The sequence below is a fragment of the Acinetobacter celticus genome (assembly GCF_001707755.1).
Lineage (GTDB): Bacteria > Pseudomonadota > Gammaproteobacteria > Pseudomonadales > Moraxellaceae > Acinetobacter > Acinetobacter celticus.
Genome location: NZ_MBDL01000011.1, coordinates 80,366 through 96,513, shown reverse-complemented (window position 1 = coordinate 96,513; position 16,148 = coordinate 80,366). Strand labels below are relative to the sequence as shown.

13 protein-coding genes are annotated in these 16,148 nt (G+C 39.7%); 7 read left to right on the top strand and 6 right to left on the bottom strand.

Features of this window, described 5'->3' with window-relative positions:
* The first annotated feature begins 427 nt into the window (after nucleotides 1-427).
* On the top strand, nucleotides 428-2,047 hold the full coding sequence (locus BBP83_RS11750) for an inorganic phosphate transporter (protein WP_068888767.1): 1,620 nt from the start codon (nucleotides 428-430) through the stop codon (nucleotides 2,045-2,047).
* A gap of 92 nt (nucleotides 2,048-2,139) precedes the next feature.
* Here BBP83_RS11750 and BBP83_RS11745 read toward each other — a convergent pair whose 3' ends face one another.
* Nucleotides 2,140-3,687 carry a hypothetical protein gene (locus tag BBP83_RS11745; protein WP_068888765.1) on the bottom strand — a complete coding sequence of 516 codons (1,548 nt, stop codon included), beginning with the start codon at nucleotides 3,685-3,687 and terminating at the stop codon, nucleotides 2,140-2,142.
* Between the two features lie 390 nt (nucleotides 3,688-4,077).
* Between BBP83_RS11745 and BBP83_RS11740 the strand changes: the two genes are divergently transcribed.
* On the top strand, nucleotides 4,078-4,371 hold the full coding sequence (locus BBP83_RS11740) for a DUF7710 domain-containing protein (RefSeq protein ID WP_068888763.1): 294 nt from the start codon (nucleotides 4,078-4,080) through the stop codon (nucleotides 4,369-4,371).
* An 88-nt stretch (nucleotides 4,372-4,459) separates the two neighbouring features.
* Here BBP83_RS11740 and BBP83_RS11735 read toward each other — a convergent pair whose 3' ends face one another.
* Entirely contained in the window at nucleotides 4,460-5,077 is a 618-nt protein-coding gene (locus BBP83_RS11735) for a rhomboid family intramembrane serine protease (protein WP_068888761.1), read from the bottom strand.
* A gap of 158 nt (nucleotides 5,078-5,235) precedes the next feature.
* Here BBP83_RS11735 and nfuA point away from each other — a divergent pair, with 158 nt between their 5' ends.
* On the top strand, nucleotides 5,236-5,874 hold the full coding sequence (gene nfuA, locus BBP83_RS11730; RefSeq protein ID WP_068888759.1) for a Fe-S biogenesis protein NfuA: 639 nt from the start codon (nucleotides 5,236-5,238) through the stop codon (nucleotides 5,872-5,874).
* A gap of 164 nt (nucleotides 5,875-6,038) precedes the next feature.
* Nucleotides 6,039-8,093: a TonB-dependent receptor domain-containing protein gene (locus tag BBP83_RS11725; RefSeq protein WP_068888757.1), complete on the top strand. Its 2,055-nt coding sequence runs from the start codon at nucleotides 6,039-6,041 to the stop codon at nucleotides 8,091-8,093.
* A 48-nt stretch (nucleotides 8,094-8,141) separates the two neighbouring features.
* On the opposite strand, the gene BBP83_RS11720 is transcribed toward BBP83_RS11725, so the two are convergent.
* Both BBP83_RS11720 and BBP83_RS11715 read right to left on the bottom strand, forming a co-directional pair.
* Nucleotides 8,142-9,143 (bottom strand): hypothetical protein, encoded by a 1,002-nt coding sequence (locus BBP83_RS11720; protein ID WP_068888755.1) that lies wholly within the window; start codon nucleotides 9,141-9,143, stop codon nucleotides 8,142-8,144.
* 40 nt (nucleotides 9,144-9,183) lie between these two features.
* Nucleotides 9,184-10,218 carry an alpha/beta fold hydrolase gene (locus tag BBP83_RS11715; RefSeq protein ID WP_068888753.1) on the bottom strand — a complete coding sequence of 345 codons (1,035 nt, stop codon included), beginning with the start codon at nucleotides 10,216-10,218 and terminating at the stop codon, nucleotides 9,184-9,186.
* A gap of 465 nt (nucleotides 10,219-10,683) precedes the next feature.
* Between BBP83_RS11715 and BBP83_RS11710 the strand changes: the two genes are divergently transcribed.
* Nucleotides 10,684-11,298: a carbonic anhydrase gene (locus BBP83_RS11710; protein WP_068888752.1), complete on the top strand. Its 615-nt coding sequence runs from the start codon at nucleotides 10,684-10,686 to the stop codon at nucleotides 11,296-11,298.
* A 65-nt stretch (nucleotides 11,299-11,363) separates the two neighbouring features.
* On the opposite strand, the gene BBP83_RS11705 is transcribed toward BBP83_RS11710, so the two are convergent.
* A complete protein-coding gene (locus tag BBP83_RS11705; RefSeq protein WP_245669749.1) occupies nucleotides 11,364-11,942 on the bottom strand; it encodes an arylesterase in 579 nt (192 codons plus the stop codon).
* Between the two features lie 97 nt (nucleotides 11,943-12,039).
* Between BBP83_RS11705 and BBP83_RS11700 the strand changes: the two genes are divergently transcribed.
* Nucleotides 12,040-12,765, top strand: a complete 726-nt coding sequence (locus tag BBP83_RS11700; protein ID WP_068888748.1) for an ABC transporter ATP-binding protein — start codon at nucleotides 12,040-12,042, stop codon at nucleotides 12,763-12,765.
* A 1-nt stretch (nucleotide 12,766) separates the two neighbouring features.
* A complete protein-coding gene (locus BBP83_RS11695; RefSeq protein ID WP_068888747.1) occupies nucleotides 12,767-15,247 on the top strand; it encodes an ABC transporter permease in 2,481 nt (826 codons plus the stop codon).
* A gap of 21 nt (nucleotides 15,248-15,268) precedes the next feature.
* On the opposite strand, the gene BBP83_RS11690 is transcribed toward BBP83_RS11695, so the two are convergent.
* Nucleotides 15,269-16,087: a rhomboid family intramembrane serine protease gene (locus BBP83_RS11690; protein ID WP_068888745.1), complete on the bottom strand. Its 819-nt coding sequence runs from the start codon at nucleotides 16,085-16,087 to the stop codon at nucleotides 15,269-15,271.
* Nucleotides 16,088-16,148 lie beyond the last annotated feature (61 nt).

The window sequence follows — 16,148 nt, the reverse complement described above, 5'->3', positions numbered from 1 at the left end:
TATATTAACAGAATTCAGTTCACTTTGACTGATATTCGCGCTTGAACCATGGGCTTTATCTTTTAACCCTAAGATCACCAGTCATTTTGTCAAAGATATCAAAAAATGCAGAGGAGGATATTGCTTCATCAATTTGCAGCTTTGTTCGGTCATCATGCAATATGCGGAATAAATATCATCCTATAGAGTGAAATATTTCAAAATATTTAAGCATTAAAATATTACATTTAAATATACAGAATATAGGGGTTATTTTGTTTTAATATGTTGAATATTATTAAGTATATTTAAATGGTATACAGGTTGGTCTATCGGAAAGACATACAATAAAGTCTGAAATACTGCTTTATATGACAGCGCTTTGTCATATAATTGTCACAATTAAACTGAACAATACGGGGATTCTTAAATCTCCGTTCCTGCTTGCATGAATTCTAATCAAACTCCCGTAGATTCAGCACAACCCGCGACAGTAGTTTCGTCGACGAATGTTCATGTGCCTACACCGAAATTTTTTATGCCGGTGTTTTTAACCGTTATTGTTTCTACCCTTATTTATATTGGCTTTCAATTATCCGCCGATTTGGCACACGTACCTGCATTAAGTCTGTATTCCATAATTTTATTGGGAACAGCGTTATTTATCGCACTCGGATTTGAGTTCGTGAATGGTTTTCACGATACAGCCAATGCTGTAGCAACTGTGATTTATACCAATGCCTTGTCTGCACCTGTTGCAGTAATGTGGGCTGGTTTCTGTAATTTCCTTGGGGTAATGGTCGCCAGTGGGGCAGTGGCTTATGGCATCATTGCTTTGTTACCTGTTGAACTAATTATGAACGTGGGTTCTGGTGCAGGTTTTGCCATGGTTTTTGCCATGTTGATTGCTGCAATTCTTTGGAACTTAGGTACTTGGTTTTTGGGTATTCCAGCCTCGAGTTCACACACTTTAATCGGTTCGATTTTAGGTGTGGGAATTATGAACTACTTGCTCCACGCGGGTAGTGGTGCAAGCGGTATCGATATGGAGCAAGTGCTTAAAGTTGGTAAAGCTTTGTTGTTTTCTCCATTGATTGGTTTTGCATTTGCAGCTTTGCTGTTTTTGTTAGTGAAAAAAATCTTTAGAAAACAGTTGGAGTTATTCCAGCCACCTGAAGGCAATAAACCACCACCACCACTGATTCGTGCCATTTTGATTTTTACTTGTACGGGTGTAAGTTTTGCACACGGTTCAAATGATGGTCAGAAAGGGATGGGATTGATTATGCTTATTTTGATTGGTTGTGTGCCTTTGGCTTACTCCCTGAATCAAAATTTAGATCAAAAACATATTCAGTCTTTTGAACAGTTATCGGGACAAACCGCGCAGGTGATTTACGCACAACATACGGATATTCCAGATGAAAAAGCGCGTGATATTATTACCAAATATATTCAAACCAAAGAAGTGAATGCAGAGGTTATTCCTGCATTGGCAAGCTTGACCGATCATTTGGGTGACCGTGTTGGGCAATATAAAGGTGTACAGGACATTCCTGAAGCAGAAGTTTCGGTTATTCGTAATGACATGTATCTCAGTACAACAGCATTCAAACGTTTAGACAAAGCTAAGCAACTGCCTGCTATGACCGCTGATCAGCAAAAAACCGTGAAAGAATACCGTAATAAGCTGGATTCATTCCTACAATATATTCCAACATGGGTGAAGGTTGCAGTTGCTTTGGCACTGGGCTTAGGAACTATGGTGGGATGGAAACGTATTGTCGTGACGGTCGGCGAACGTATTGGTAAGGATCATATGACCTATGGTCAAGGGATGTCAGCAGAACTTGTGGCTATGTCAACTATTGCGGCTGCCGATGGTTTTGGGATGCCAGTTTCAACGACACATGTCTTGAACAGTGCGGTTGCTGGAACCATGGTTGCCAATAAATCGGGCTTAAATGCACAGATGGTACGCACAATTTTATCGGCGTGGATCTTTACCCTTCCGGCAACAATTTGCTTGTCTGGCGGTTTATATTGGATTTTACTTAAAGTCTTTTAATGATTGATTAAGTCTATAAAAAAACGCTACTCAGGTAGCGTTTTTTTATTTTGAAAGATTGAAAAACTTATAATGTTTGCGTGGGCTAGTACTTACTTTTTCAACTTCGCCAATACTTGCTGAATAGGTAGTTTTTCTGTGGCAAAACCATAGACGGCAGCAAAAGGAAGCGCGGTACGGGCTAAATAAGCCACACGCCATAAACCACCATGGTTGGCTCCTTTCATCATTAATTCAAGCGGGTGTGCCAGTTTAACTTCAGGATTAGCCACAGATTGCGGATTGCGTAAATCATGAATCCATAAGGCTGCCATAATGGCGTTGGTGGTTTCGGGTTTGAAAGCTTCAACATCAAAAAGACTTGCCCCATTAAAGGCTGCTTTGAGTAATGGATTTTTGGTTACGGAATAAGTGGTGGTTGATGGTGCAATATTAATACTGACTTTTTGACCTTGCGCCCGTGCCAATGTTGCACGCCATTGTTGAATACGTTTTGCCAACGCATAATTTGGGCCTTGTTCAATCACTAAACAATCGGCAATACCGTAGTTTTGACCATTGTCTGATGCGACCAAGCTATGCAGATTTTTTTTGAAAAAGTGCTGACGCGAAAGTGTAGAAAGGCCCGTGCTAATGAATTGCTGGATTTTTGAACGTTGTGCAAATTTATCTGCCGAAGCCTCAACCACTTCGGCTGGGACAGCATAGACATCGGTAGGAGTACACATGTACATCAAGCTGGTATTGGTTTTTTGTGCACTCACGGTCTGCATAATGGCATCCATGGCCATGGATACGCGCACATGCTTTTCCCCATCTAAATAGGCAATGGCAGCTAAGTCTAATGGCTGTTCATTTTGTATTAACCATTGCGTAATTTCTGGAATTTGGGTTAATAAATTTGCCCCGAGTTTTTCTTTGAGGACTTGTACTGATGTATCGGCAGACAGGGCTTCAACGCTAGGCGCATACAGGGTGGCATTGCCTTGTTGGATGGTCTCTAAAATTTTGCTCCAGACACGCTTATTCGGTAAATCTACTGCGACAATATTAGCTTTCCATTTTGACAGCCATGTTAAAGGGCCTGCTTCAGAAGCAGCACCAAACAAAACCAGAGTACGGTCAGACAGGTCAAACCATCCAGGGTGAGCAATGACTTCTCTTAACGCATCTGCATGGCTAGGTTCGACAATGCCATGATCCTGCCATTTCTGAATTTGCGCTAAAAGTGCTTCGCCTTGCAATTTTTTCCCATGATAGGGCACATACCATTCTGGTTCAGCGTTACTTTCACCTTTGAGTTTGATGGTATGCAACGGCTGTGCTTTAAGTTGCATGACATCTTTAAGCAAATATTTTTCATTATTACGGAAAAATTCAAAGGTATGGTGCGCCTTATTGAGTCCCGCTTCTGCAATTTGAATCGGGTTGCTGGCATTCAGAATCCCTTGTTCCACCAACGCTTTAAAATATTGTGGGTACTGCTTACGCCAATTTTTTTCATTAGAGGCTTTGAGCGAAGTATGAGGGTCTACACTGGCTAAGGCTTCGGCAATGATTTCTCGTCCAGTTTTAGAGGTGCTGGGTTTTTGTTTTTGTGTTGGATTTGGAAATTGAAGACCGTCTATAGAGCTGGACATGCAAAATATCTCACGTGATCTGATGGTTAATATACATTTGTATACATTATCTATGCCAAATTAAATTATTAGTTGGCATTAACTGCCAAATTTGTGTAAATCTTTAGCTAAGCTCAGGTGTGAAATGTATCGCCATTTTTAGGTCATTGCTTTCTTTAAACTTTTCTCTATTTCTTCACAGTAAATAAAAAGACCGAAAGTCTCTGTCCGAACGCTATTCATCCCCTAAAAATGATGATGAATAAGAAAGGGGTGATGTGGATTTATTGTTGAATATCCAAATATTATAAATTTACGAAATGTTGCAAATTAAAACTCATTAAATTCTTGTAATGTGATGTGAATCACATTTAGTATGGGTCTAGAAAAACAAAAAAGAAGGGGGCCTTGATGAATAAATCGAATCAAGTGTATGTATTTAATGCGCACCAAGCAGGTTTTGCATCTGCTGTTTTTTCGACGTATAAACAGGCTGAAGGGTGGATTCAAAGAAACTATCTAAGCGGTATTTTGACTGAATATCCGTTAAATCAAAGTTGCTATGATTGGGCAAAATTACAGGGTCACTTTAAAGAGCGCTCTGCCATTGATCGATCACCAATTTTCATTGCTAAATTTATTTCTGCTTATCAAAAAAACTGGCATTTCCTGCATGGCCAACGACTACAAAGTATAGATGGATAAGTGCTTTTAAAATGGTAGTTGCAAATCTAAGATATAAAAAAGGATTCTGCATAGAATCCTTTTTTACTGTGAGCTATACGGAAGTGTATTAAAAAGGAAACTGCATCAGCTGATGGAAAAAATGAGGCAAGAGTCGAGGCTCAATAATAATGGTCATAATGACACCGTAGGCCGCACCCCACAAATGCGCGCTATGATTGATATTTGAATTCCCACGTTTGCCTGACCAAATACTATAAGCCACATATAGCACAGCAAAAATAATGGCAGGTACAGGAATAAAAAATACAAAAATGAGTTTCCATGGCTGAAATAATATGTAGGCGAACAATACGGCTGAAACAGCACCTGAAGCACCTAAACTGGCCCAACGCGCATCATTTTTATGTTGTAGGTAGCTAGGAATAATGGCAGCAATTAATCCGCCCAAATAAAACAAAACAAAACCTAAGTCGAAAAAATATTGGCGATAAAACGTTTCAATCACACTACCGAAAAAGAACAGCGTAATCATATTAAAGAGCAGGTGTGTGCCATCTGCATGCACAAAACCATGGGTAATAAAACGATCATATTGACCACGTTGCATTGCAGGAGGCCAAAAAATTAAGCGATTCATGATGTTCTGATTTTGGAAAGCCAAAAAAGACACAATCGCTGTAATGATGATAATGATAACGGTATGGTTTAAAGATAAATCAAGCATAAATTGCTGTTCTAATCATCAATATTTGCTACTGATAATGCCATTAAATTTAGCATTAGCGATAACTTTCAATATAATTCCGACAATTTTAGTTGAATTTTTCATAATGAACCGCATCTTCAGTTAAAATGGCGACTTCAGCATGAGGAAATATTGTTATGTCGACTGAGAATACCAGCACTGCAGTTGCAGAAGAGATTCCAAATTTATTGATTACACCCAATGCACAAGAGTATTTGAAAGACTTATTGGAAAAACAAAATACACCGGGCATTGCTGTACGTATTTTTGTAGAAAATTCTGGTACACCGCGTGCTGAATGCTGTATGGCTTACAGTGCGCCTGAAGAAGTCGTACCTGCAGATTTCAAACAAGATTATCCTGAGTTTGTTGCTTTTATTGATGCACCATCTATTCCGTATTTATTAGATGCTGTGATTGATTACAACAAAGACCGTTTTGGTGGTCAGTTAACTTTCCGCGCACCAAACTCGAAAGTGCCACGCGTTGGGCCAGATGCATCGGTAGAAGAACGTATTACTTATGTACTGCAATCTGAAATTAACCCTGGTTTAGAAGGGCATGGTGGTAACTGTGCATTGGTCAATGTTGTTGAAGACCCAGAGCATGGCTTAACTGCTGTACTTAAATTTGGTGGTGGTTGCCAAGGTTGTTCGGCAATTGATGTAACCTTGAAACAAGGTGTAGAAACCACTTTGAAACAGCATGTGCCTGAATTAATGCGCGTTGTGGATGAGACAGACCATAGCCAATCAGAAGGCGCTTATTTCAAATAAGTCGATGAATAAATGAAAAATAGCCTCAAATATTGAGGCTATTTTTTTTAATAGCACCAATTATTGAATGATAATAATTATCAATTATATTTGCATTGTGTTTATTGTTTGTTAATATTGCCCCACAAATTTACGTTATTTCTCCACTTTTTGGGTTCGGGCATATGAATAAATCACTATTACGATCAACTTTGGCACTTTCTGTAATTGCTGCCATGAGTTCAGCTACGCAGGCAAATGAGCAAAGTGCTACGGTTCAAAATAACGTGACAAAACTTGAAACCATTGTTGTTACAACCGCGGGTGGTTTTGAACAAAATATTGCAGATGCTCCTGCTTCCATTTCAGTGATTAGTGCCGAAGAATTACAAAAAAAATCGTATACAGATGTCATTGATGCTGTCAAAAATATGCCAGGTGTATCTGTGCAGGGTGGTGGAAACAATAAAGAAATAACCATTCGTGGTATGGGCGCAAACTATACCAAGTACCTTGTGAACGGTCGTCCAGTAAGTGCGGGTAGAACAGTGAACGGTAATGGTACAGATGGCGGAAAAATTGGTGCCTATTTGCCACCAATTGACATGATTGAGCGTATAGAAGTCGTCCGTGGGCCCATGTCATCCTTGTATGGTTCGGATGCTATGGGCGGTGTGATTAACATCATTACGAAGAAAGCATCATCGAGTAACTGGCACGGAAGTATTTCTCCTGAATATACAAAATCGAATAATGATTATGCCAATGATAGTTACGGCGTCGGCATGTATGTCTCAGGGCCATTAATTAAAGATAAATTATCTTTAAGTCTGGATGGTAATTTCCAAGGCAATGATGAAAGTGATTATGTCGGTGGAGAAGGGCAAAAATCGGGTTCAAGTGAGTCTGAAAAGAAAGTCAGAAAGTTCGGTACTGAACTGGTTTGGAATGTCGATGAGCATCATGATATTGGCTTACGTTATGACTTTACAGGTCAACAGTACACAACGACACTTGGCAAAAGTGTTGGTATTGCAAGCCAAGCGTCAACCAATGAAAATGAAAAAGATCTTTATACCTTAACGCATAAAGCCAGTTACGATAATTTTACGGTTGATTCATACTATCAAGATGAAACAACTAAAAAAGTGTATAGCGGTGCTGTTAGTGATCAAAAACAGGAAGATTTAAAAGTATTCAATACGCAAGGCACATTTTTCTTGGGGGATCATACTTTAACGGTAGGTGGTCAATATCAAAAAGAAAAAATTACAGATACCACCAATGGTTTAGCCAGTGTTACTGGTGTGACTTCACTTGATCGTTGGTTATTTGCTTTGTATGCAGAAAATGAGTGGAGCATCACCGATGATTTCGCGTTAACACTTGGCGCTCGATACAATAAAGATGAATACTTTGGAGGCGAAATTACACCGCGAATTTACGGTATTTATCATTTAACTGATGTTTTAACGTTAAAAGGTGGGATCAGTACAGGTTATAAACAACCTGCCATTAGCCAAATTTCCGAAGGTTTTGGTAGCCGTACAGGAAAAGGCAGTGGTGTGATTATTGGTAATCCTAACTTGTCTCCAGAAAAAAGTATCAGCTATGAATTAGGTTTTAATTTTTCAGATCCTGAACTGGGTTTAACCAGCAGCTTGATGGTCTTTAAATCAGATTTTAAAGATAAAATTGTAGAAGACCGTTTATGTGAAACACCGGGGACAACCAATAGTTCTCCTGTTCAGGACTGGAAATGTTCAGCCAATGGTAAACCCTATCGATTTGTTAGCCAAATGATGAACGTTTCTGATGCAGAAATGAAAGGGGTCGAATTCGCATTAGACTATAATTTACTTGATAACTTACGTGCGAGCACCAGCTATACCTATACTGAATCTGAGCAAAAAAGTGGCGAATTTAAGGGGCAAGCTTTAAATAAAATGCCAAAACATATGCTGAATGCAGGTCTAGATTATGATGTTTCGGATACATGGAATACGTGGATGGACTATAATTATCGTGGCAAAACCAGCGATTATTTAAGCCGTACAGCAATGGGGAATGGTACACCTGCTTATGGTACTTTCGATGCTGGTGCTGTCTTTAAAGCAACACAGAATTTAAGTTTGACCGCTGGTGTTTATAACATTGCCAATAAAGAAATTAGCAATAGCGAATACGATATTGTGCTTGATGGCCGAAGATATACAGTGGGTATGAATTTCAAATTTTAATTCATATAATAAAAAAAGTCGCATGATGCGGCTTTTTTTATCTTTAATTTAGAGCTTTAAGATTGCTTGGGCTTCTTCAGAATAGTAAAACTGCGCTAAATGTACACGGGCACGTTCACGCAAATATTGTGAGCTAATCATCTGCTGAATGATGGGATTCAATAAGTTTTGTAGCTCATTTTGAATCAGTGCTTCATCAATATTTAAATCGCGGAGTAGTAGGTCAAAAGGTCGCTCCTGATTGCGGATATACCATGCATAAACGCCATCATGGACTTGTTGTTTTAAATAATCAGATTGGCGAATGTAGTCCCAAATTTCGGCACCCATACCGACAGTTTGTGGTAAATCCTGTATTTCAATATAATTTTTTAGTACAGAAACAGGCATATTTTTAATTTTATGCCACAAGTTGGCCTGAAAGTGATACAGCTTATGGTCATCAAAATGCTGGTTGAGTACCGTTTCACTCATTTGGCTGAGTTTAAGAATATTCTTCTGTAAATATTTGCCAATAGCATCATCTAAATTGGTATCGGTGACATTTTCCAAAACGGACTTGCCCATTTTCATAAAACGGGATACACCGGGGACACTTTTTGCGATGACCGAATTGTCTAAATAGTCCTGAATAGAGTGCTGAATCAGCTGACTAATCATGGCGGAGAAAGCAGGACTGTTGACCACTGTTTTAATTAAGCGCTGACGGTGATCACTTTTACCCGCCACATATTGGGCTATTTTATCAATGGTTAGAACGGGAATGATATCGGCAATTTTAGTGCTGTCATTGATAGAATGAATCAGTGCAAATTTGATATGTTCAGCAATTTGGTCAATTAAAAAATTGCTGGCAGGAGTATGTAAAATCTGCTTTTGAATGAGGGTATTAATTTGTTCAAAAGACCAAAGTTGCTGTAAAGACTGCTTTCTGAACCAGTGATAAAAATTTAAAAATTCAGTTTGGACAGTGCCTGTTTGAGCAAACGTCTGATCTAAAAAGTTAAGATGAGCGTCTATCAGTTGCTCAAGCATCGGATTCTTCTGCATACTGTCCTTGGAAACCGGCTTTGCTGGAAAACGCGGTGAATTAGTTTAAAGGTATAAGTCTATCGGTTAGCGGATTCTTAAACTTTTGGCTTTTGGCAAGAAAGGGCAGATAGTGATCAGCAACTTCTTGCTCTGCTTCAAGTAATGGCATATGGCCAACATTATTAAGAATGACAGGAGCTTCAGCCCGTTTCAACAAAGATTTTAATTCATTTGCGGCCGCAACATTAATAATTTTATCCTGTTTTCCCCAAAGAATGAGTGTAGGAGCTTCCACCGATTTAGTTAGGCGGGCAAAACTATCTGGCGTATAAATACGATTCATAGTAATCACTTGATCAATCATTTTACTGGTTTGATCTGCCTGTGAAATGAGCTGTTTTTCTTGAGCTTGTTTCAGTTTAAATGGCAAAACAGGCGGATTTTGCATCAATTGATGCATCACTTCATCTAAATCCCCAGGTTTAGAAACGATCAGCTGTTTTAATGAATACGGATTTTTTGTATAGGGTGTAGCCGCATGCCGATAAATGCCAGCGCTATTGAGTAAGAAAAGGCTTTGTGTATCAAATGGATATTGCGCAGCATAAACCGTAGCAATAGAGCCACCCAGTGAATGCCCTGCAATATTCAGTTTATCTTCGATGTCAATTTTTTCGGCAAATTGGCGTAGTTGGTCGGTAACATTCGGGACAGAATTGTCAAAATTGACCGGAACTTTGGTGTCACCATTGCTAGGTAAATCTGGAATGATCACATGATAATAAGGGGTTAGAAAATGGGCAACACGGTTCCAGTTATCTCGATTACCAGCCAGACCATGAATCAGTAAAATTGAAGGATTGGCCCGTGACCCGCCTTCATTGTAGCTCCATGTCACTTTACCAACTTGTACGGTTTTTGTGGTCAGGCCCGCTATTTTACGTTCTTGAATTAAATAATTTTGTAAAATGGGCGGTGTAATACTTGTCGATTGCGTATTGTTGGCCGCAAAACTGGGTAGGCCAACCATTAATAGGCCACTGAGACAACCTAATTTGAGTATGTAGCAGATTGTCGAATGTAATCCTTTCATTGACAGAGATGACCCCTAAAAAACGGCTTTAATTTGTTATTACATTGATTTAAAAATTATCTGAATTAGCCCTGAGGTTTAACAGCAATAACTCCTGAAGATATTGTAGTTCAAAAGTGTAGTTTGTCACCTTCAGCTTGTTTGAATGGGGTAGTCATGTCGATTATAAATGTGAACTGTGTCGTAAAAAATATCTTATTTTTTATTATAAAAGTTTAAAGCATTGGCATTTTATATCGTTTTTTAGGCGGTTCCCCGAAAACTTAGTCTAATTTAAGTGACGTAAATTGTACAATGTGTTGCTGGCTAAATTATTTTAAGTAGCTATTGATTGAAAAACAGTCTGCAAAATACTGGTTATGGGACACTACAGCTTTAGAAAAAAGAAATCACTATTGTTTTTGCAAGTGACATTCAATAGTTAGAGGATTAAAATATCAGGACTTCAAATCAGGGTAGAAGAACATGCTAACGGCAGAAGAAGCTTTAGATCGTTTAAAAAACGGGAATGAACGTTTTGTTAATGGTCAAACTAAACATCTTACGCTTTTGACGCATCAGCAACGTGCAGAACTGGCTGACAGCCAAGAACCATTTGCTATTGTATTGGGTTGTTCAGATTCACGTGTACCTGCAGAAATGGTTTTTGACCAAGGTTTAGGTGACTTATTTGTGATTCGGGTCGCAGGCAATATTGTCGCACCATCACAAGTGGGTAGCGTGGAATTTGCAGCAGACAGTTTTGGTTGTCCTGTTGTGGTGGTCTTGGGTCATACCCATTGTGGTGCAATTCACTCAACCATTGAAGCATTGATGAACCCGACATCACCTCCATCTGCAAACTTAATGTCGATTGTGAACCGAGTCCGTCCATCGGTTGAAATTTTAATGCAAACTGAACTAAAAGATGATTTAGAAAAATTATCTGTTCATGCCGTGCGTTCCAATGTTTTTGCTTCTGTGAATCAACTGCGTCATGGTTCAGCGGTGCTTGAAAATCTTATTGCTCAAGGCAAATTAAAAGTGGTTGGTGCAGAATATTCGCTAGAAACGGGCGAAGTAACTTTTTATGATTTTTAAGTAAAATATGTAAATACATTCGTATGCATTTTAAAAGGCGCTTTTTTATAAAGCGCCTTTTTTGTTTATAAACTGCTTTTTATATAAGGATAAGCCGTATTTAATAAAATTGGTTGTGCTTTGGCATTGGGGTGAATTTGATCATTTTGAACCAGATCTTTTTTACCTGCGACACCTTCTAAAAAGAAAGGCAAGAGTTTGACTTTGTACTGCTGGCTGACCATTTTGTAATTATTTTCAAAGGCTTTGCTATATGCTGTACCATAATTTGGCGGAATTTTCATCCCAAAGATAATGACTTGCGCTTTGGCTTGTTGGCTTATTTGAACCAACTGTCCTAAATTTTTCTGAATCATTTGTGGTGGTTGCCCACGTAAGCCATCATTGCCACCTAATTCAATTACCACAATTTGTGGCTTGTGTGTTTGTAGCAGTTTAGGTAGACGCGCTAAGGCACCACTGGTGGTTTCACCACTGACACTTGCATTGACCACTTTATGTTGTTTCGGATACTGTTGGTCTAGGCGTTTTTGTAACAGATAAACCCAACCTTGTTGAGGCTGTATACCGTAGCCTGCACTTAAGCTATCGCCAACAATCATAATGGTTTTGGCAGAAACGAGCATGGGGCTCAGACTGAACATAACGATGAACGCGCTAAGAATGACACCCAATTTCTGATTGTGATTTTGCATAAGGTTCTGCTTAAGATCCTGCTATAGGCCTAAAGATAGGAAAAATATGAGCCAATTTTCGACTAATCCGTCCATCATGACACACGCCATTATTTCTGCACAGCAATTGACACAAAAGATAAAACTTGCGCACAAAGAACTGATTATTTTTGAGAATTTAAACCTCGATATTTACGCAGGAGAACAAGTCGCCATTACAGGGCGCTCTGGTTCAGGCAAGTCAACCTTGTTGGGTATTTTGGCTACACTAGATCAGGCCAGTGCAGGGCACTTACAGCTCTGTGGCGAAGCAATTGAACAATTGAATGAAGAACAGCGTGCGCATGTGCGCTTAAAACATATTGGCTTTGTTTTTCAGTCTTTTCAATTGCTACCACATTTGACGGCACTAGAAAATGTGATGTTGCCTTTACGCTTACATCCACATTTTAACTATGCACAGGCAGAGCAAAAAGCTCTAGATTTATTGGCAAAAGTTGGCTTAGAACAACAAGCTTCGCAAACACCCAAAGTTTTATCGGGCGGTGAACAACAACGAGTTGCGATTGCCCGTGCGTTAATCAGTGAACCTCAGATTATTTTTGCCGATGAACCGACAGGAAATTTGGATGGTGCGACGGGTAAGGAAATTGAACAGTTATTGTTTCAGTTGAACCGTGAGTTGGGCACAACACTGATTTTAGTCACGCATGACCCTCAATTGGCGGCCCAGTGCCAGCGCCATTATGAATTAGTCGATGGTCAGCTGATTGAACATTTGCGAGGCGGGTGAAATGAACAGATTATTTCGTCCCTTACTGACGCAAAGCTTTAAAAGTACTGGGGTTTATTTGCTATTGATTGCTTTGATTTTAGCCATTAGTGCCACCACAGCATTAAAGTTTAGCAATGAGCAGATCCAAAATGCAGTGGCTTTACAGGCCGCTGAAATGTTGGCAGGTGATTTGGTACTGAGTGACAATGCACCCATCGAACAGCGTTGGAAAGATCAAGCCAATACGCTGGGTCTTCAACAATCTGAAGTTACCATGTTTGGTTCAATGGCACATACAACAGATCAGTTTGTCATGGTGAATGTGAAAGCCATTGATGCTTCATTTCCGCTACGTGGAGCGCTTCGCGTTATCCCCGATGCTCCGCAGATTCAATCTGGAGACGTTTGGCTGAGTCAGCGTGCAATGGATTTATTAAAGGTTAAAATCGGGGATGCACTGAATATTGCCGATGGTCGGTTTAAAGTCACTGCAAAAATTGACCATGATTCGAATCAGGAACTCGGTTTTAGTGGGTTTTCTCCGACAGTGATTATCTCTAAACAAGATGTTGCCAAAACCAATGCCGTACAAACCGGTAGTCGTATTGAATATCGTTTATTAATGGCAGGAAGTGCTAAGAACATTCAGCAATTTGAACAACACTTTAAGCAAATTCAGCATCCTGAAGCAAAAAACAAACTTGTGAATGATCAAGTGCTTGATGAACAAAGCAGTTTACGTCTTCGAAATGCCAGTGAAGGCAATACACGCCTGATGAAACCGATTGCCAATTTGGATACTTTTTTACAATTGGCCAATATTTTGACCATTTTATTGTGTGGTATCGCCATTGCGCTTACCAGTCAGCGTTATGTACAGCAAAATCAAGATCATATTGCTTTAATGCGGTGCATCGGCGCATCTAAACAGCAAATTTTGTGGGCGTATTTGGCGCTGTTAGCCACTGTTTTTGCAATTGCGATGTTCATTGGCAGTGTTTTTGGTATCGGTTTAGGTTTTGCTTTATTACAACTGATGTTGCAATTGATTCCACATTTAGATGTGCAATTTTCTGCCAGTGCCATGTTGTTTGGGCCATTGCCGATTGCCATGCTGACCAGCGCCGTGGTTTTGTTGGGTTTTGTTTTGCCAAGCTTGTGGCAATTGTTAAATACACCGCCGATTCGCGTTATTCGTCAGCAAGAAAAATCGGTTAAATCGATGTTGTGGATGCTACTGGCAGGAACAGCGAGTTTGGTCTTTTTTAGTGCGGTATTAACAGAAAATTTAGTACTTACGGCATGGGTGATGGGGGCGATTATTGGGCTGTGCCTGATTTTGTATTTTGTAGTTTGGGCCTTACTGAAATTTATTCGAAACTTAAAATCAGGTATTTCTGCTTATGTGCGCACACCGTATCAAACTGCATTTCAAATAACTGCCTTGGCTTTAGGTTTAAGCCTTATTACTGTTTTGGCGGTGTTACGAACTGACTTATTAGAGCGTTGGCAGCAACAATTGCCAGCAGGAACGCCGAACCAATTTGTATATGGTTTGCCCCCTTTTGATATGCCTGAGTTTAAACAGCAGTTGGAAGCACATCAATGGAAGGGTACGCCGTTATATCCCAACATTCGTGGGCGTTTAGTTGCAAAAAATGATCAGCCATTTTCAGCGCAGTTGGTACAACAGAATAATTCGTTGCGTCGTGAATTAAATTTAACCCAATCGACCACGTATCCGACCGATAATAAAATTATCAGTGGTACAGCAACCTTTAGCCAATCTGGAGAAGTTTCGGTTGAAGCAAAAACAGCGACCGAATTGGGCATTAAAATTGGGGATCGTCTGACCTTTAGCTTGCCTGAAGGGCTATTACAGGCCAAAGTGGTGAATTTACGTAGTGTGGAATGGGAAAGTTTTAGTCCAAACTTCTTCTTTATTTTTTCACCGCATAGCATGGATGAAAATGCTGGCAGTTATTTAGGGAGTTTTTATGTACCAGATGCAGAAAAGCTCAAACTTATTGAGTTGATTCAGCAGTTTTCCAATACGGTATTTATTGATGTCAGTTTAATTTTAGATGAAATTAAACGCATTGTAAGTTTACTGGTGCAAATTGTGACGATTTTAGCGGTATTGGTGGCGCTGTCTGGCATTTTAGTTTTGGTGGCTTGTCTCAATTTACTCATGGACGAACGTAAACGTGAAGTGGCATTATTACGCTCATTTGGCAGTTCTAAACAAAAACTGAAACGCATGCTGAGTATGGAAATTGGTTTTATAGGGCTGATTGCAGGTGTAGTTTCTTGCTTATTTGCAGAAGTGATTAGTGCTATTGCCAGCTATAAAATGGATTTAATCATTCAACCCCACTGGGAGATTTGGCTGATTTTACCCGTGTTAATGACCGTGGTCTGTGCGCTGATTGGGCGCTATCGACTCAGTTATTTAAGTGATATTCCACCGTTGCAAAGTTTAAGGGAGATGAATCAATAGATTCATCTCTACTTTAATGCATTAACTTGTTGTATTTGGCATCCACTGAATGAGTTCTTGCCACAGCGGTGTGACATAGACCACCAGTGATAGACAGTATTGATAGATGAACCAGCAGATCGCCAGTCCAAGCAGCAGGCTCGCTAGATTAACCACAACGCCACGTTGTATTTTTTGTCCGAAATACCATGTGGTCGCTAAAAATGCGCCCATCAGCATGCCCCCAATATGGGCAGCATTGTTAATGCCACTGATCATAAAGCCCATGACCAAGTTAATGGCCATTACACTGACTAAGGTTCTTTTATCCAATAAAAAACGTTGTTGGGGCAATACCGGAAAAAGCGATAAAATTGTGAGCGCTGCACCAATTCCCATAACTGCACCGGAAGCACCAGCACCGACACTTGGTAATAATGCACGGTTGGCTTCACCGATGCGAAGCAGTTCATAGCTGTCTTGAATGGATACATAACCACTAAGCAATGAGCCACTAATACCTGCTAAAAAATATAGGCCAATAAAATAAACGCGACCCAACATTTGTTCCGCAATACTGCCGAAAATATATAATGCCCACATATTGAGCATTAAATGAATCAAGCCAAAGTGAAAAAACATACTGGTAAATAAGCGCGCGGGTTCCGCTAAAAAGCTTAAAGGTGCATAATCAGCACCCCAGCGAATTGCATCAATTGTGCTTGGATTACTGATGTCCATGCCATGCAACACTTGCCAAGCGAATAGCCCAACATTAATGGCAATGAGCAGGGCGGTGAACCACCAAAGGTGAATTTCAAGTTTAGACGTGTTTACTTGCGGTGGGTAAAGTTTAGACATGCTATTCTTTTGCGTTGATTATTCGTTTAATAACAAGCTTAACACGAAAAATGAAATTTTC